The 18,207-nt window shown below is 42.9% G+C and carries 17 protein-coding genes and 1 pseudogene; 8 read left to right on the forward strand and 10 right to left on the reverse strand.

The window, feature by feature from the left end; translation table 11 throughout:
- Positions 1 to 88: 88 nt before the first annotated feature.
- The 4 genes from E2491_RS09605 to E2491_RS09620 form a co-directional block, all read right to left on the reverse strand.
- Positions 89 to 274, reverse strand: coding sequence for a sporulation YhaL family protein (locus E2491_RS09605; RefSeq protein WP_134375348.1), 186 nt, complete (start codon positions 272 to 274; stop codon positions 89 to 91).
- Between the two features lie 66 nt (positions 275 to 340).
- Entirely contained in the window at positions 341 to 1,300 is a 960-nt protein-coding gene (yhaM, locus tag E2491_RS09610) for a 3'-5' exoribonuclease YhaM (RefSeq protein ID WP_134375350.1), read from the reverse strand.
- A 126-nt stretch (positions 1,301 to 1,426) separates the two neighbouring features.
- Positions 1,427 to 2,734: an ABC transporter permease gene (locus E2491_RS09615; RefSeq protein WP_244093928.1), complete on the reverse strand. Its 1,308-nt coding sequence runs from the start codon at positions 2,732 to 2,734 to the stop codon at positions 1,427 to 1,429.
- Positions 2,694 to 3,590, reverse strand: a complete 897-nt coding sequence (locus tag E2491_RS09620; RefSeq protein ID WP_134375354.1) for an ABC transporter ATP-binding protein — start codon at positions 3,588 to 3,590, stop codon at positions 2,694 to 2,696. The genes E2491_RS09615 and E2491_RS09620 overlap by 41 nt, the downstream gene beginning before the upstream one ends.
- Positions 3,591 to 3,731: 141 nt before the next feature.
- Here E2491_RS09620 and E2491_RS09625 point away from each other — a divergent pair, with 141 nt between their 5' ends.
- A complete protein-coding gene (locus tag E2491_RS09625) occupies positions 3,732 to 3,917 on the forward strand; it encodes a YhzD family protein (protein WP_134375356.1) in 186 nt (61 codons plus the stop codon).
- A gap of 85 nt (positions 3,918 to 4,002) precedes the next feature.
- Here the strand turns inward: E2491_RS09625 and E2491_RS09630 are convergent, their stop codons facing one another.
- Complete coding sequence (locus E2491_RS09630; RefSeq protein WP_134375358.1) at positions 4,003 to 4,797, reverse strand: enoyl-CoA hydratase; 795 nt, start codon at positions 4,795 to 4,797, stop codon at positions 4,003 to 4,005.
- Between the two features lie 238 nt (positions 4,798 to 5,035).
- Here E2491_RS09630 and E2491_RS17820 point away from each other — a divergent pair.
- Together E2491_RS17820 and E2491_RS17825 are read left to right on the forward strand one after the other, a co-directional pair.
- A pseudogene (locus E2491_RS17820) lies at positions 5,036 to 5,572 on the forward strand (protoglobin domain-containing protein); the annotation flags it as partial.
- A gap of 270 nt (positions 5,573 to 5,842) precedes the next feature.
- Positions 5,843 to 6,328 (forward strand): methyl-accepting chemotaxis protein, encoded by a 486-nt coding sequence (locus tag E2491_RS17825; RefSeq protein ID WP_371414468.1) that lies wholly within the window; start codon positions 5,843 to 5,845, stop codon positions 6,326 to 6,328.
- A 71-nt stretch (positions 6,329 to 6,399) separates the two neighbouring features.
- Here E2491_RS17825 and E2491_RS09640 read toward each other — a convergent pair whose 3' ends face one another.
- Both E2491_RS09640 and E2491_RS09645 read right to left on the reverse strand, forming a co-directional pair.
- Entirely contained in the window at positions 6,400 to 6,768 is a 369-nt protein-coding gene (locus E2491_RS09640; RefSeq protein ID WP_134375362.1) for a YlbF/YmcA family competence regulator, read from the reverse strand.
- A 68-nt stretch (positions 6,769 to 6,836) separates the two neighbouring features.
- Positions 6,837 to 7,976 carry a DUF445 domain-containing protein gene (locus tag E2491_RS09645; RefSeq protein WP_134375364.1) on the reverse strand — a complete coding sequence of 380 codons (1,140 nt, stop codon included), beginning with the start codon at positions 7,974 to 7,976 and terminating at the stop codon, positions 6,837 to 6,839.
- 195 nt (positions 7,977 to 8,171) lie between these two features.
- On the opposite strand from E2491_RS09645, the gene E2491_RS09650 reads away from it, so the two are divergent.
- The 4 genes from E2491_RS09650 to E2491_RS09660 all read left to right on the forward strand — a co-directional run bounded on the left by E2491_RS09650 (position 8,172) and on the right by E2491_RS09660 (position 11,424).
- Entirely contained in the window at positions 8,172 to 8,378 is a 207-nt protein-coding gene (locus tag E2491_RS09650) for a DUF5342 family protein (RefSeq protein ID WP_134375366.1), read from the forward strand.
- Between the two features lie 55 nt (positions 8,379 to 8,433).
- On the forward strand, positions 8,434 to 8,610 hold the full coding sequence (locus tag E2491_RS17460; RefSeq protein WP_166805840.1) for a hypothetical protein: 177 nt from the start codon (positions 8,434 to 8,436) through the stop codon (positions 8,608 to 8,610).
- Between the two features lie 119 nt (positions 8,611 to 8,729).
- Positions 8,730 to 9,629 (forward strand): helix-turn-helix domain-containing protein, encoded by a 900-nt coding sequence (locus E2491_RS09655; protein WP_134375368.1) that lies wholly within the window; start codon positions 8,730 to 8,732, stop codon positions 9,627 to 9,629.
- Between the two features lie 697 nt (positions 9,630 to 10,326).
- Positions 10,327 to 11,424 carry an ABC transporter ATP-binding protein gene (locus tag E2491_RS09660; RefSeq protein WP_134375370.1) on the forward strand — a complete coding sequence of 366 codons (1,098 nt, stop codon included), beginning with the start codon at positions 10,327 to 10,329 and terminating at the stop codon, positions 11,422 to 11,424.
- 78 nt (positions 11,425 to 11,502) lie between these two features.
- On the opposite strand, the gene fumC is transcribed toward E2491_RS09660, so the two are convergent.
- Positions 11,503 to 12,891: a class II fumarate hydratase gene (fumC, locus tag E2491_RS09665; RefSeq protein WP_134375372.1), complete on the reverse strand. Its 1,389-nt coding sequence runs from the start codon at positions 12,889 to 12,891 to the stop codon at positions 11,503 to 11,505.
- 145 nt (positions 12,892 to 13,036) lie between these two features.
- On the opposite strand from fumC, the gene E2491_RS09670 reads away from it, so the two are divergent.
- Complete coding sequence (locus E2491_RS09670; RefSeq protein ID WP_134375374.1) at positions 13,037 to 13,654, forward strand: NAD(P)-dependent oxidoreductase; 618 nt, start codon at positions 13,037 to 13,039, stop codon at positions 13,652 to 13,654.
- 117 nt (positions 13,655 to 13,771) lie between these two features.
- Here E2491_RS09670 and E2491_RS09675 read toward each other — a convergent pair whose 3' ends face one another.
- Together E2491_RS09675 and E2491_RS09680 are read right to left on the reverse strand one after the other, a co-directional pair.
- Positions 13,772 to 15,784, reverse strand: a complete 2,013-nt coding sequence (locus tag E2491_RS09675; protein ID WP_134375376.1) for an ABC transporter ATP-binding protein — start codon at positions 15,782 to 15,784, stop codon at positions 13,772 to 13,774.
- On the reverse strand, positions 15,781 to 17,538 hold the full coding sequence (locus E2491_RS09680) for an ABC transporter ATP-binding protein (RefSeq protein ID WP_134375378.1): 1,758 nt from the start codon (positions 17,536 to 17,538) through the stop codon (positions 15,781 to 15,783). The genes E2491_RS09675 and E2491_RS09680 overlap by 4 nt, the downstream gene beginning before the upstream one ends.
- Positions 17,539 to 18,207 lie beyond the last annotated feature (669 nt).

The raw sequence follows: 18,207 nt of genomic DNA on the forward strand, positions 1-18,207 counted from the left end.
TTTACAGGAGCGTGACCGGTTTTATATCTATTTATTTTTAAATGAAAAACCTCCTGCAGCTTTATTACAGGAGGTTTTTCATTTCCATTCATTGATTTTTAAGCTGCGACACAATTTTCTTTCTTTTTTCATCTTCGATCCGTTTTATGTAAGTTTCACCATGTTCTTCGATAAAACGGACTTCCTGTTTTCTTTCAGCATACGCTGTCTTCAGAAACATAATAAAACTGATGATAATCCCGCCAATTGCAATATCAATCCAGATTGGAAACATCCTTTCCCCTCCTGCATTTAATCAGCTCAAGAGCCGTTTATAGAGGGTATGTTTCCATCCTTTCTCTTATGCGTCTTCAAATGGATCATCGTACAGATGTGGGCGATAGAACGTTCTGTTTTCCAGGGCAAATACCCGCTCTGTAAACTCACCCGGCTTGGTCCGCTGAATGACACGGTCCATCATAATCATTTTTGCATCCAGATTATCAATGTAATGTAGTATTTCTGCTTCCCTTAACATTGGCGGCTTTGGCGAGCCCCATTCTGCTTTACCGTGGTGGGATAAAATCATGTGCTGAAGCATCAGTACCTCTTCCCCTTCCACTTCAAGCTCTTTTGCTGCTTCAGCAATTTCATTTACCATAATTGAAATATGACCCAACAGATTACCTTCAAGCGTATAGGTCGCTGATACGGCACCTGACAGTTCTTTCACTTTCCCCATATCATGAAGAATCACTCCTGCATAAAGAAGATCTTTATTCAGATTCGGATAAAGCTCTGTCAGAGATTTTGCGATTTTCAGCATCGAGACAACGTGGTAAGCAAGTCCTGATACGAACTCATGATGATTTTTCGTTGCTGCCGGAAATTCGAGAAATGCCTTTTGATACTTTTTAACCAAATGACGGGTAATTCTCTGAATAACAGGGTTTTTCATCTCAAAAATATACTGGGTCAGTTCTTCCGTCATTTCATCTTTTGATAGTGGTGCGGTTTCAAGAAACTCTCCCATTTGTACGTTATCAGTCGCTGAAGCCGGACGGATCTGCTTTAATCTGAGCTGATTTTTGCCTCTGTAATTATGAATTTCACCAGCAACCTTCACAATGGTCTGAGGCTGAAATCTTTTTTCCTCTTCATCTCCTGCATCCCACAGCTTCGCTTCAATTTCCCCGCTGCGATCCTGAAAAATCAGGGTTAAAAATGGCTTTCCAGCCGTTGTAACTCCTTTGGTTGTTTGTTTGATCAACAGGAATTGTTCAACCTGATCCCCTGCATTTAAAAATGTGATGCCCTTCATTTTTTCGCCATCTCCTTTACATGGAATTGCCTTCTCAGGCGTTGTTCAGGCGGAACAAACGTTCTTTATTAGTATAACAGATAATCAGTCCTGACACACATGAAGTCCAGACGTGTAATGGATGAATCAACTTGTCTTCTCGCGCTTTGAAAGCTGAAGCGCTTTTTTCAGGTCTTTAATGGATGACGAATTTCCATACATCAGAACGCCACCACGATATACTTTTGCACCAAACCATCCAAGCAGTAAAATCGTGATCAGCATCAGCACAATTGCGATCACCGGTTCCCAGATAGAAATGTCCAGCATGCCGACACGCGTAAACATGACGAGCGGACTGAAAAAAGGAATATAAGATGTGATGGTAATTAGAGCTGTTTCCGGCTCCGCCAGACCATAAAAGGCCAGTAGTGCTCCACCGACCACAAGTAAATTAACAGGCAGCAGCACCTGCTGAAGATCCTCTGTTCTGCTCACGAGAGAGCCTAAAAAAGCAGCAAGCGAAGCAAACAAAAAGTATCCGAGAATATAAAAGATTACAGCAAAAACGATGGTAACAATTGAACCGGAGGAAAAGTCAAACAACGAATAAATCCCGCCTTCAAAAGAATCTTCGCTCAAATAAACAGAAGCAATACCAATCCCTGCCCAGATGGTCAGCTGTGTCAGCCCGACAAGACCGATACCGGCAATTTTAGCGAAAATCTGCTGAATGGGTGAGACGCTCGAGATCAGGATTTCCATGACCCGTGATGATTTTTCATTCGCTACTTCCGTTGCGATCATCATAGAATAAATCAGCACAGACATATAAATCACAAAAATCAGGATATAGACGAGTCCTCTCGCCTGATCAAGTTCAGCGGCCGATCTTGCAGAATCCACATAAGCCGATTCTGCAAATGAAACAGGAAGATTCAAAGTTGCCAGTTCATCGGCACTTAATCCAAGCCGGTTTGCAGCGATGTTGGACTGTATCGTCTGAAGTGCAGCCTGCAGGTCATTTGAATAGGAATTGGCTGTTAGAGATTCCGAAATGTATTCCGCCTTTATTTTCCCGCTCTCCGCCATGTCAACAATCAGCAGCGCGTCAAATTCTCCCGCTTCCAGCTCATCCTCCAGAACAGACTGATTTTTTTCTTGGGTTGAAACGGCAATAGAGCTGTTGATAATCGCTGTCTGATCCGCAATAAGAGAAGCGATCTGCGGTTCTTCCTCATACACAACGACTTCCCACCGGCCTTCTCCACCGTTACGATCAGATGAAAAAATATCCGCAATCGACTGAAAGTTCGTTCCGATGATAATGGCAAGAGCAAATAGCGCAGTTGTGATAATAAATGATCTGGATTTAATTTTCCCTATGTATGATTTCGCCAGAATCAGACCGAATCTATTCAAATGAAGCACCTGCCTTCTCAATAAAAATATCATTCAGCGATGGCTCTTCAAGTGAAAACTGCCGGATGAAACCCCTGCCCTGAATGGACTGCAGAATGTTTTGTGAAACATCTTCGTTTTCAATCTGAAGGATCACACCGCCAATCACTGTTTTCAACTTCACTACGCCAGGAAAATCTTTGAGCTCTGATAAGTCCATCTCCGATTTAATCACCAGATTTTTCTTACCAAATGCCCTTTTTATCTCAAGCAGACGGCCTTTTACGATCGGTTTTCCATGATGAATAATGCAAAGACTTTCACATAATTCCTCAACATGCTCCATTCTGTGACTCGAAAAAACAATAGTTGTCCCGCTGTTTTTAAGATCCGTCACCGCTTCTTTTAAAAGCTCTACATTGACAGGATCGAGTCCACTGAATGGTTCATCGAGGATGAGTAGCTCCGGCTTATGTATAACTGAAGCAATAAACTGGATTTTCTGCTGGTTCCCTTTTGACAGTTCCTCTACTTTCTTATTTTCATAATCGGGAACTTTAAATCGGACAAGCCAGGCTTTCAGTTCTTTTTCAGCTTCTTTTTTATCCATTCCTCTTAATCTTGCAAGGTAGACAATCTGCTCTTTCACTCTCATTTTCGGGTAGAGACCTCTTTCCTCCGGCAGATACCCGATTTTCTGGCTGTTATGGTATCCGATTTTGTCATTATTCCACGTAACGGATCCTTTTGTTGAATCAATGAGCCCAAGAATCATGCGAAAAGTCGTCGTTTTTCCTGCTCCATTTGCACCAAGAAATCCAAACAGCTCTCCTTTATTTATTTCAAGTGACAACTGATCAACAGCTGTATGGTCTCCGAATTTTTTTGTAACATGATCAATATGCAGCATCTCCCAAACCTCCTCTGTCCCTATCATTATTCTATACGTATTATATAGAAAAAAGTTCATTTTTTCCTGACTTTCAAAACTTTACGGAAGTTACCTCCTGTGTAAAAATAAAAGAGCGGACAAAGAGAGGAGATGGTATACGTGGATATTTACAAGATCACCGTTTTTGATCCGAAGGGAGAGACACTTTTTGAAGATTCCTTCGAAGCGAAAGAAGACGATGAAGCGAAACAGATCGGTGAAAAAAAGCTTGAAGAACAAGGTTACATAGAACATACTCACCGTGTCGTATCCCCAAGAGGCAAGCTGATTTTATTTCACAGCTGATCCATGACCAATGGGGCGCGATCGCAATAATGGAGGTGGGGCAACTCTTATCAGAGTCGTCCCACCTCCATTTCATTTTCATTCTTTACTGCCCTTTAAAAGCAGGTTTTCTTTTCTCCACGAATGCATTGATTCCTTCAAGATGGTCATCCGTCTGCCTCATTCTCCACTGTGACTCTTCTTCCATTTCAAGCGTTTCCTCAAGCTCTTTCAGCCTGCTTGAACGCAGAATGGCTTTAGTCTCAAGCATCGCCTTCAGCGGACTGCTGCTGAATCGGCTGACATAGGCTTCTGCTTCAGCAACGGCACGTCCCTCTGCCGTTACACGGTCAATCAGACCAAATGAATGAGCTTCATGTGCATTCATTACGTCTCCTCTCCAGATCGCATGCATGGCCTTATGAGACCCGACTCTTTCCTGCATCAGAAAATGACCGCCGCCGTCAGGCACAAGACCAATCCCGATGAAGTTCATCGCAAGTTTACTCTGCTCTTCAGCAATCAGTACATCACACGCCAGTGCCAGACTCAGACCAAGACCCGCAGCAGCACCGTGGATCGCACTAATCGTAATTTTCGGCATCGCATAAAGCGTTGTTGAAAGCTCTTTGATCACTTTCATAAACGTTTTAAATTCTTCCTCGCCACTCATTGTCAGCATGGCTTTAATATCACCGCCGGAGCAAAACCCTTTTCCTTCACCTTTTAACACAACGATTTGCAGGTCTGCATTGCGTGAAATCTCCTTCAGCACATCAAGAAGCTCAGACATTAATTCCTTATTCAACGCATTCAGACTTTCAGGCCTGTTCAGTGATACCCATGCCGTCTTTCCTTCTGTTTTAACGTGAAGCGTTTTGTAACTGTTCGTCAATTCCATTTTCCCATCCCCTTATAAATGAATGATCATTCATTTTATCATTCTCTATTTCTGTCTTAAAATCCTTCTTTTTTTGAAAGATTTAGCTTCCCATCCCGGTTGAACAGTTCGAACAATCAAGATTGCAATAATAATAAGTATAAATACCTATTTTTTTATACATTTTAGTCTAATGGGTGTAAATGTTTTTTATTTTCAGTCGATATAAAAATAGATTTGATACTAAGGAGGATTTTTCATGAAGTGGCTAACATCCAGGGAGAAAAAACATAAAGAAGACTTATTAACACTTGCTGAAAAGCAGGCTGTCAAGATTGCACTGCCAAAAGAAGCAACAACTGCAGCTCAGATCAGTATGATCGCTTTGCAAAAAGAAGATCTTCAGGTTCTTGCAGCCTTTAAACCATATGTAACGGAAAACATCGAAGCGATCGTTGCCAGCTTTTATAAAACGCTCGGTCATGAACCTGGACTGCTCACCATTATTAATACACACAGCTCTATTGAAAGGTTAAAGAAAACATTAACCGTTCATATCCAGGAAATGTTCAGCGGTACACTTGATTCTTCTTTTATCCAGAAGCGCCATCGTATTGCCGAGGTCCACTTACGTATTGGACTCGATCCTAAATGGTATATTGCTGCATTCCAGGATCTGTTGAACTCCCTGACTGATGTGATTATCGAACTTCCCTTTAACGAAAAGGATAAGTTCATCTTAATCAAAGCTGTTTCAAAAATCCTTAACCTTGAAATGCAGATTGTTCTTGAAGCATACGAAACGAGCTTCCAGCAGCAGATTCAGGTTGAACAGGACCGACTTCACGGATTATTAATTACACTGAAGGAAAGCGCTGCATCCCTGTCTGAAAACAGTAATTCGACCAGTGAAAATGTCAAGCTGATGAAAGAGGCGCTTGAGCACCTTGCATCCCGTGCACAGGAGGGTTCCGGTGTCGCTTCTGACCTGCAATCAAAAACAGGTGATGAAAAAGTACGCCTGGATAAAACGAAAGAAGAAAGTGAACAAATTTCTTCGAAAATGATGACAACTGAAAAAAATATTAAAGAACTCAACAACCTGAACAGTCAGATCTCCGAAGTTGCGAACATGGTGACTTCCATTGCTGATCAGACAAACCTGCTCGCATTAAACGCTTCAATTGAAGCAGCCCGCGCAGGTGAGCACGGTAAAGGGTTTGCCGTAGTAGCAGATGAAGTCAGAAAGCTTGCTGAAAATACGAAGGAATCTGTCGCGCAGGTTTATGATCTGTTAAAAGATACGAATGTTAAAACGAAAACGATTGAAGGTTCCATTATGGAACTCAATACCCTTTTCCAGGCTGAGCGTGACAGCATCCATTCGACTAGTGAGTCGTTTAACGGAATCATGGAATCCATGAATCAGCTGAAATCGCAAAATACACAAATCGATCAGGATGTCAGCCGTCTCGTTGTGATGCTTGATCAAATTTCACAGGAAGCTTCAGGAGTTGCTGCTGCTGCAGCTTCACTTGAAGAAAGAGCATAAGTTTTCAGAAGCCTCTTTTAATAATAAACAATGAAAAGACCCCATTCGAAAATGGGGTCTTTGTCATTGAGTTACTGCTGTGTATTATTATTTTCCATTGAACCATATAGCTCTTCAAGTGGCTTCATGATGACTTTGTTCAGTTCCTGAATTGTCATGCTCATGCGCTGCTCTGCATCCATCAGCTGGGCAATCAGCTCATGCTGCTGGACAAGCTGAGCCGTTTTCTGCGCCTGTTCGATTTCTTCCTGTGTAATTTCTTCACCATTCATCTGCTTTTGCTGAAGCGAAAGCTGAATGTCACGGAAGTTTTCAAAAATTCCTTTCGCAGACTCATCGTTGTTTACTGCGTTGTACATTTCCTTTAAGTTGGTGAATTCATCGCTTTGACGAATTGCACGCTCTAATTCGTTTGCCTGATCGTACAGATTAACTGACAATCAAAAAACCTCCCTTTTTAATCACTCTTCCCCTATTCCCCGATGATTCCTTACTAAACATAAATCAATCAAAGTCCGGTTAAGAGTACGAATATTCCTTGAACAATTCCGATGAGACCTCCGAGCAATGCACCGAGATAGGTAATCATTTTAAATTCCCTGCGTGAAATGCCTAGAACAAGCTCTTCAAGCCTTGACACTTCAAAGGAGTCAACTTGCTCCCTGACGATTTCCTGAAGCTTCATTTTTGAGAGAATTCCCTCGAGTTTTTCAATGAGGAGTTCTTTCAGCTTTTCAGAAGCCTTAGGAATTAAATGATTCACGACCCGGTCTTCAAGTGGCTGAATCGCACTGCCAAGCGGACGCTGCATCCATTCATTCAGGTTGATGCGTTCTTTTAATATTCGCTGCAGACGGACGATCAGATCACGGTCAGTAATGATCGAAAACGCCCGATCCCACTGCCAGTCCTTGATCTTTTCCCATTCTGTGCGCAAAACCTGTTCGAGTATATCATGTGTGCCATCATGTTTCAAAAATTTTATGATCTCGGGCTGAACTTTATCCCCGAGTGAGGTATTGCCCATGATCATATTCACCATGCTGCCAAGGGTTCCACGCGTTTTAAGGAAATCATCAATCATCGTCTGAACGCGCGCTTTCCCTTCATCCGATTCAAAATAATCGATCCCTTTTTCAAGAATGTAATCTGTGACGGTTTCAACCTTGCCATCCAGACGGTCAAGCCATTTCTCCGGCAGCGTCTCCCTGATCGTTAAAAACATATACTGATCCTTCAGCTGATCGTACTGCTGTTCAATCCATTGATCCATTGTTTCTTCTATATAAGGAACCGGTGAGGTCAGATCAAACCGTTCAAATACATCTTGAACGGTATCCTCCATATTAAAAAGCTTACTGCTTTCCCTTTGGAGCCAGCGTGTTAAAGCCTGCTCCTTTTCGCTTGTCAGAAACTTTGTCTTCAGACTGTCAGCTGTCAGTAAATGATTCACAACCATTAAACCAAGCTGCCTTGCCAATTCCTCTCTTCTTTTCGGAATCAGACCCGGAGTAAATGGGACTTTCCATTTACCGATATAGACAGCTTTATATGGCCGAAACAGCATCTTGATCGCAAGGGAATTGGTAAATCCCCCAATTACGGCCCCAACAATCATCATCACAAGTAATAATAAAAACACATCCATCTCAAATCACCTTCCGCTATACAATCCATTCTTTCTCAGTATAGCAGAAACTGATTCATTCAAATATGATTATAGGCGCATGATGCAATACGAAATAGATAGAAATGGATATCCTCCTTTTAAATTCACCATATGAGCATTTATAAAAATCATTCACATGGTATACTGGAGAAAATTTGAACTTTGGAGGAAAACATGATCCAGCATTTCCAATATAAGAAGATGTATGAAAGTGATTTACCCGGATGGACATTTTCATTTACTTATCAGGGTGAACAGATCAGGGGAATTTACCATAAAAATGGACAAATTGAATGGTCAACACCTTCTCCAGTCAAAGATCCGGATAAAGTAGAAAAGCAAATTCATGATCTGATGCTTTTCCACGTCTACGGTGATTAAACCTCTGTATAGAAACATATGATATTGCATAACGTATGTGCAGGGGGTGTTTTCAATGACAAATCATCCGTCTTTTCTGCCCGATACTTCATATGAAGGACGGGACAAAGCGTTTTTTGATGTTGACCGGTTTATTAATGAGGGGATGTCAGGAGGCACTGTTTTCCGATACGGGAAACAGACAAACATTGAAGAGGCACGTGACCTGGATACTGAAACACCACCGAATTAAAGCAGGCAGAGGGCTGTCCGGAAACCAACGCCGGACAGCCCTTTGCAAGTTCATCATTGTTTCTTTTATTAAAAGATGATACTTTTTTCATAAATGTTTTATTAGAAAAAGGTGATCACTTGTCAAACGTAAAAAAACTTTTACAATCAATGAATTCAGCAAAAAACCCTGCAGACCTCAGTGCATCAGACTTTGAGACTTATTTGTGGTTTCGGGATAAGGAAACCGAAGAGCTGATTGCATTTAATAAAAACGGGCTAAGTCCAAACGAACTTGCATTATTATCTATGCTTTTAAATCCATCATCAGCCCCTCCATCCGGAAAAGCAGATGAATGGCTTCATTTCCTGCGTGACGATTCAGGTAACTGCCCACTGCCAAAAGGATCCAGCTTCAGAATGGTTCAATTCTCAAGCAATGCTGCTCTCGTTCAGGATGCTGATGAAGCACCTCTCGACTATGTTTTCTCTGAACAGGCAGTCATCGTCCTGAAAAATGAAAACAGCGGATTTGTCATCGAACCGCAAAGCAGCGATACCCTTTCACTGGAAGAGCTGGCTTCAGCATCACAGGCAATTGAAAATGATCTGGAAATCAACATCACATTTTTCGCAGGATCCTTTCATACTGTTAACGCCGAAACCCGCAGCATGCTTCTGATGGAAATGGACTGGTTTGAACAGCACACCTTCCACGACCACCGTCAGCCCGTACTGTCACTGTTTGACGTCATGCCCATCAACCTGATCAACCGCTTTTCCGATTTTGAAAAAAACACCCTGTTTTCAGCCATCTTTGAATTATTCGAAACCGAACAGGACCTTCCGCGCATCATCCAAACCTTTGTCGAGAACCTTTCAAACGTGAGCAGCACAGCCAAAATGCTCTACATGCATCGGAACAGCCTGCAATACCGTCTCGACAAATTCACAGAAAAAACATCCATCGACCTCAAAACCTTCTACGGCGGACTCATTGCCTACTTCGCCTGCCTAGAATGGAACCAGCGCAATGGCTGACCCACTGCCGTGAACCGGTCCGGGCTCCCGCTTCACGGCTCTTATGAGAGTGGATTTAACCACTCTTTCCAGTGATTTGACAACTCTTGGTGGTTATTTGACAACTCTTCGCGGTTATTTGACAACTCTTTTCGTTTATTTAACAACTCTCCTCCGTTATTTAACTACTCTGATTACCAGCACGCTAAAGTATGATCTCTTCACGGCTTTTTTATATTGCTTCCGGAAACAAAATAACCATTTAGAGCGCCGGGACCATCCGCAGACTCCTGTGGCGGAAAGGGACAGGTGAAACCATTGTGCGAAGCACAAGGGGTTCACCGCCCGGCCATAGAAAAGCGTAGGCTGGCGTTAAGGGACGTACAAACTGGACTGGCCCCTACGGAGATAAAGGAAACACAGTGAACGGAGTGAGCTGATGTTGACTTATCGGACGAGGGGACGGGAAGTTTGCTAGTCCCTGCTCGCCGAAGCTAGACAAAAGAAAGCGGAGGATGGTCCCGGTGCGGCTTTTATAAATCACAATAAGTTCAGGTTCAGCCGCAGACTCTTATTTTCAAAAGGATGAGCCCTGCCCGATTTTTGTCACATTGCCCAAACCCCCTTTTCCTTTTTGTGCACTATGTCCATTGGAAAGGCTTTCATTTAACGCTAAAATGAAAGCAGTTACAAAGAACAGCACAATGGAGGAATCAACATGGCAGAGTTAAAACTACAAAACATTTATAAAATCTACGATAAAGAAGTTACAGCAGTAACAGATTTCAATCTTCATATTCAGGACAAAGAATTTATCGTATTCGTTGGTCCTTCAGGTTGCGGTAAATCAACAACACTTCGTATGGTTGCAGGTCTTGAGGAAATTTCTAAAGGAGACTTCTACATTGACGACGAGCGTGTAAACGATAAAGCACCTAAAGATCGCGATATTGCGATGGTATTCCAGAACTATGCCCTATATCCGCACATGAGCGTATATGACAACATGGCATTTGGTCTTAAACTTCGTAAATTTGACAAAGCTGAAATTGACAAGCGTGTTAAAAATGCTGCCAAGATCCTTGGTCTTGAAGCACTTTTGGACCGTAAGCCGAAAGCTCTTTCCGGCGGTCAGCGTCAGCGTGTGGCACTGGGCCGTGCGATTGTACGTGATGCAAAAGTATTCCTGATGGATGAGCCTTTATCTAACCTTGACGCTAAGCTGCGTGTTCAGATGCGTGCTGAAATCGCGAAGCTTCACCAGCGTCTTCAGACTACAACGATTTATGTAACACACGATCAGACTGAAGCGATGACAATGGCAACACGTATTGTTGTTATGAAGGATGGCGTAATTCAGCAGGTTGGATCTCCGAAAGAAGTATATGACAATCCTGAGAATGTTTTCGTTGGTGGATTTATCGGGTCTCCTGCGATGAACTTCTTCAGCGGAAAGCTTACTGAAGCAGGCTTCCAGGCTGGCGAACAGCTGCTTGCTGTACCGGAAGGAAAAATGAAAACTCTTCGTTCCCAGGGATATGTTGGAAAAGACATCATTCTCGGTGTGCGTCCTGAGGATATCCATGATGAGCCAGTATTTATCGAATCAGCTGCCGGATCTAAGTTCCTTGCAGATATCGAAGTATCAGAACTTACAGGTGCCGAGCTTATGCTTTACTCAAAAGTCGGTGGACAGGACTTTGTTGCCCGCGTTGACTCCCGTTCAGACATTAAAGCAGGACAAAAAGTTGAGCTTGCTTTCAACATGAACAAGTGCCACTTCTTTGATGTGGAATCAGAGCAGCGCATTAAATAAGATGGTTACCCCCTTTAACCATATAAAAAGAGAGACGGCCATGACGCCGTCTCTCTTTTGAGTTTTTAATCACCGCACTCAACGGTCAATGTTCACCATTTTGATCGGCTGAATCCACTCCTGGTACTGTTCTTCTGTCACATACCCGGTTTCAATCGCCGCTTCTTTCAACGTTAGTTCTTTCCTGAATGCAAGTTTCGCAATTTCAGCCGCTTTTTCATAGCCGATATGAGGATTCAAAGCGGTCACAAGCATTAACGAATTGTTGACGTGACGATCAATGACCTCAAGGTTGGCTTCAATTCCGGACGCACACTTATCGTTAAACGTATTCATCCCGTCTGCCAACAGTGTGACGGACTGAAGGAAATTGTATATAATCACAGGCTTAAAGACGTTCAGTTCAAAATTTCCCTGGCTTGCCGCAAACCCGATCGTTGCATCATTACCCATAATCTGTGTTGAAATCATGGTCAACGCTTCACTCTGTGTAGGATTAACTTTGCCAGGCATGATGGAGCTTCCCGGTTCATTTGCCGGGATTGAAATCTCACCGATCCCGCTGCGTGGGCCACTCGATAACCACCTGATATCATTCGCTATTTTCATCAGATCAGCTGATAAACCTTTTAAAGCGCCATGCAGATACACAATTTCATCGTGGCTCGTCAGTGCATGAAACTTGTTATCTGATGAATAAAACGGGAACCCTGTCTGCAAAACAAGCTGTTTGGCAACACGTTTACCGAATTCTTCGTGTGCATTAATGCCGGTACCAACCGCTGTACCTCCAATCGCAAGTGACAGGATATGCTTATTCGCCTCTTGAATCATCGTGTTAGACCGCTCAAGCATCGCGCGCCAGCCGCTGATTTCCTGTCCAAGTGTCAGAGGCGTTGCGTCCTGCAGATGTGTACGTCCAATTTTAATGATTTCATAAAACTGTTTTTCCTTCTGATAAAATGTATCAGTCAGGTTATTTAATGCGGGTACAAGCTTTCCACATACCGCTTTATAGGCCGCAATATGCATTGCTGTCGGAAAAGTGTCATTTGAGCTTTGAGACATATTCACATCATCATTAGGATGTACTGTTTCATCTGAACCCTGCTCTTCCAGCCAATGATTTGCACGAAACGCAATCACCTCATTCGCATTCATATTCGACTGTGTTCCGCTTCCCGTCTGCCAGACAGAAAGAGGAAAATGATCGTCCAGTGATCCATCAAGAATTTCGTTACACGCCCGCACGATCGCATCCCGTTTATGTACAGACAATTTTCCAAGATCATAGTTAGCCATTGCCGCCGCTTTTTTCAGTTCAGCAAAAGCATAAGTCACTTCGAGCGGCATTTTTTCAATTCCAATCGGAAAGTTTTCCAAACTGCGTTGTGTCTGTGCTCCCCAATATTTGTCCGCAGGAACCTGAATCTCACCTAACGTATCTTTCTCAGTACGATATTCCATGATAATCTCTCCTCCTAACAAACACGTAATACAAATATTGTATCATGGTTAAAGCGTTTCCACACAAATGAGGATTAGACGGGATTCTTTCCCTGTACGACAATTTCCGCTAAACTTATATGTAGAAAACATGGGAGGGATTTTTATGAAAATCGCTTTGTTTGGCGCGACCGGAAGGGTTGGAAGTGTCATTCTGGACAACGCCATCAAGGATGGTCACCAGGTGCAGGCATTGGTCCGCGACGCATCCGCAGCTGTCAGCCATGATCAGATAACCTATATTGTGGGAGATGCTTCTGTTAAAGAAGATGTGTTTCGCACTATTGCTGGGTGTGATGCCGTTGTCAGTGCTATGGGTACAGATAAAAAAGATGCTCTGACTAAATCAATGGTCCATATTCTTCCTGCCATGAGATCGGAAGGGATCCGCAGAATTGTCACTGTCGGAACCGCCGGCATTCTTGATTCTAAACGAGAACCTGGAAAATTCCGATTTCACTCGTCTGAATCAAACCGTAAACTCAGTACGGCAGCAGAAGACCACTGCCGCTCCTACCTGATGCTGAAAGAAGCAGATCTTGACTGGACCATCGTCTGTCCAACGTACCTGCCGGATGGAGAAAGAATTGGACAATACCGTACAGAAATCAACACATTACCCGACGAACCATCCAGCATCTCCATGTACGACACCGGAGACTTTACCTACTCTCTACTATTAAATCATCAACACATAAAAGAACGGGTAGGCATCACCTACTAAAAAACAGCCTGACACACCATCATGAGGTGAGTCAGGCTGTTTTTACAATGAAGCGAAGAATACACCTCGGCCCGGTTCTAACAGAAAAAACGCCCGGATCACTCCGGACGCTTTTCCCTATACAGCCTTCTTCCCCTGCTGCAGCTCATACATCTGATAATACTTCCCTCGCCTTGCCATCAGCTCATCATGCGTCCCCTTTTCCACAATCTCCCCGCGGTCCAGTACAATAATCTGATCCGCATTCTTAATCGTAGACAAACGGTGCGCAATAATAAACGTTGTCCGACCGGACTTCAGCGTCTCCATTGCCTCCTGAATAATCGACTCCGTCTCCGTATCAATACTCGACGTCGCCTCATCCAGCACGAGAACCGCCGGATTAAACGCAAGCGCTCTGGCAAACGAAATTAACTGCCGTTGTCCTGAAGAAAGCGTGCTTCCTTTTTCAATGACCGGCTCATCAATTCCCTGTTCAAGGTGAGTCAGCACTCTGTCTGCTCCAACCGCTTTTAAAGCTGCTTCAACCTGTTCCCTGGTAATCCTCGGATCATTCAAGCTGACATTTGACGCAATCGTCCCCGTAAACAAATATGGATCCTGCAGTACAATACCCATATGATCACGAATTGTCTGCTTTGGCACCTCCTGAATATTCATGCCATCAACAGAAATGACCCCTTTTTGATTATCATAAAACCGGAAAAGCAGATTCATGATTGATGACTTTCCTGAACCCGTATGCCCGACGAGACCAATCGTTTCACCCGGTTTCGCTTCAAAGGACAGGTTCTTTAGGACATATTCATCGTTTTTATAGGCAAATGATACATCATCAAATTTCACATGACCCTTGATGCGATCCATTTTTCCATCTGCCACAGTTTCCCCTTCTTCATCCATCAGCTTAAACACACGTTCACCCGCCACAAGGGCCAGCTCAAGGTTTGCAAGCTGATTGACTATGCCTGTAACCGGCTGGAACAGTCTTGTAATGTAGTCAACAAATGCGTACAAAACACCCACTGTTACAACAGATTCTGCATTCAGTGCACCGCTTCCGAAATACCAGATAAAAGCAACGAACGTAATGTTCCGCAAAATCGCAACCAGATTATGAGACATAAGCGAATTCAGGTTCAGCAGCTTATTCTGAAATTGATAATGGGTCGTATTTTTTTCTTCAAATTCATCCTGTATCTTCTTTTCTTTTCTGAAAGCCTGAATAATCGTCATGCCCTGTATCGATTCGTTAATGGATGCATTAATCTCACTTACTTTAGAGCGGACTGTCTGATTGTATTTCGAAGCGTACTTACGATAAATGACCATCCACAAAATTAATAGCGGAATCAGCACAAGACAGATCGCTGCAAGTGTCGGGTCAAGTATGAATAACGCAACGTAGATACCCGTAATATAAATTCCGCTATGGAAAAACTGTGCCAGCACCTGTACGTACAGTTCTCTTATGGCTTCAGTATCATTGGTTATTCTTGAAACAACCTTCCCTGCAGGCAGATTATCAAAATAGTTGATTGGAAGTCGCTGGATATGTCCAAATACTTCCGTTCTCATTTTTTGAATAATCCGGTTAGCTGAACGCTGCAGCTGGAATTCCTGTCCGAAATGGAAAACCGCTGCAACAACTGTTAATGCAAAGTAAAGCAGGACGAGCTGAATCATTCTCGGAATTTCCGGACGGTAAAAGGCAAGAACTTCTGATGTGCTTAATTCATCAGCACTATAGGAAACAGCATCCTCACCCGTTCCAAAGTTCAGCATGCCGTTTTTATAACTGCGTTCCCCTTCTGCCTCCGTCACTGGTTCATCCACGAAATAAAAGTTCAGACCGATTTGAAAAATGCCCGCTTCTCCGCCGGTCTGTTCTCCTTCATTCAGGTAGGCTTCCCGCTTATAAAACGTTTCGTTATAAGCGACAGCGTCTTCACCCTGATCTGTTTGAACCCATGTTTCCTCAATTCCCATGATATGATCATCAATCATTTTTTTAGCGATAAATGGACCTGCCAGTTCGGCTGCAACCGAGACTGTCAGCATGACAAGTGCAATGATGATGGTCTTTTTATACAGCAACGCATAATGGTAAAGTCTTTTTCCTACACTCATGAGCGCACCTCCTCAAGAAGCGACTCTTCAACCTGCTGGCGTTCGAATTGTTCAAAATACCAGCCTTTTCTTTCAATCAGCTGCTGATGGGTTCCTTCCTCCATCACGCACCCTTCATTAATCACTAAAATCCAGTCTGCATGTTCAACTGCTGAGAGACGATGGGTTGTAATAATCGTCGTTTTCCCTTTTCTTTCATTCTTAATATTTTCTAAAATAGCTGACTCCGTCTTTGCATCTACCGCTGATAATGAATCATCCAAAATCAGCAGAGACGGATCATCAATAAGAGCCCGCGCAATCGAAATCCGCTGCTTCTGTCCTCCTGATAAAGCGACTCCTTTTTCACCGACAAGTGTTTCCAGACCATCCGGCAGCATTTCCAGGTCTTTTTCAAAATGAGCCATCTTTATTGCACGGATGATATCTTCTTCTGATGCTTCATCCGCTCCAAACAGAATATTTTCCCTTACCGTTTTTGAAAACAGAACATGCTCCTGCGGTACATAGCCGATCCAAGATAAAACATGATTTCGTTTCTGTTCCGCAATCGAGATTCCGCTTAGTACAATATCTCCTTCACCAAGCGGATATTCCTTCAATAGCTGCTTTACAAAAGTCGTTTTTCCGCTTCCTGTTTTTCCGACAATGCCAAGCGTCTGTCCCTGATCAATTCTTACCGACACATTTGACAAGTTCGGAACGTTAGAGGATGGATATTGAAAATCAGTCTGCTTAAATTCAATTCCCTGAAGCTCTCCGGGAAATGCCGGCTGAAGCGGATCAGGAACGTCTTCTGTATAATTCAGCGTTTCATTTACACGATCCAATGATGCATTACCACGCTGCATAATATTAATCAGTTCACCAACTGCAAACATCGGCCAGATCAGCATACCGAGATAGACGTTAAAAGCGACCAGTTCACCTAATGTAATGGACTGATTAAAGACAAGATAAGATCCATATCCGAGACCAATCATATAACTCATCCCGGTGATGATTTTCGTTAAAGGATTAAATAACGAGTCAATAAATGCGACCTTCAGGTTTTTCTGATACACATCCTCTGTACCTTCGAAAAACGTTTTTTCATCCTCACGCTCCTGGACATAAGCCCTGATTACGCGCACACCAGCGACAGATTCCAATACACGATCGTTCAGATCACCAAACGCATCCTGTGCCTGCGTGTAGCGCTCGTGAATCTTTTTACCGAGAAACTGCATCACAATGGCCAGAATAGGAAGTGGCAGAATGGCAGCAATCGTCAGTTCCCACGATACGAGGAATCCCATTGCAACGATAATTGTCAGCATGTAAGCAGTCGAGTCAATTAACGTCAATACACCAAAACCTGCCGTAACAGAGACCGCCTTCAAATCATTGGTCGCTCTCGCCATCAGGTCCCCTGTCCGGTTCCGTTCATAAAACGTCGGCGTCATCTTCAGCATATGCCCCATAAACATAGACCTGAGTCTTCGTTCAATCTTATGAGCACCGCTGAAAAGAAGATATTGCCAAACATAGTTAATGATATAAGCCACTACGGCAATACCAGCCAGAATCATGACATACTGCACCAGAAGTTCCTGTGTTAATTCCCCAACAAAAATATCGTCAATGGCCATACCGACCAGAAACGGGGGTACGATTTCCACCACGTTCGCAATGAGCAGGAGAATAATGGCGATCGTATAACGTTTCCAATGCTCCTTAAAAAACCATCCTAATTTTATAAAAATATCAAACATTCCAGATAACCTCCTTTAATCCGATTCCAATCAGGCTACCCACTATCCAGCTCCGCCTTGATTGTTCCTTCCCATGCAAAATAAATCATCCTGTTTTCCTCCTCGTTTTTTTATCTATGACAACAGCAAATGCTGAAATCAACTAAAAAATGGCATAAAAAAAGCATACCGCCCCAAAAAGCACGGTATGCTTTAAAAAAGGACACAGACTGCACACGCAGACTGTGTCCTTTCCATACAAATTCAAATAAACATCATCAGAATCGTTAAAAAGGTTTTCGCTGCGTGTTATTCAATTTTGCTTGCTTCGTGAATTTTTTCATTAGATGTTTCATGACACGCAACTCCTTTCTAATCGATTATTTGTCCATTGTTTGAACAACCCTAGAATATCCTACCAACTGACTACTGTCAATCTTTTTTCAGAATCTTTTTATAAACTTTACATTCAAATTTCTCTGCAGGTATGTTCATCAGGCCCTTCAAACCAAAATAATATATTTTACATACAGGTTTGTTTAAAGGGGCGTTGGGTATCTTATTAGTAAGCTTTCACACACTTTTACATGATGAAGGAGGAACTCCCGATGTTAAGAACAATCCTGATGATTATTGGCGCTATCGTTGTCATTGTATTCCTCGTGAACCTAATTGCTTAAAGGAGGAATT

This window comes from Jeotgalibacillus sp. R-1-5s-1 (assembly GCF_004405105.1).
GTDB lineage: Bacteria > Bacillota > Bacilli > Bacillales > Jeotgalibacillaceae > Jeotgalibacillus.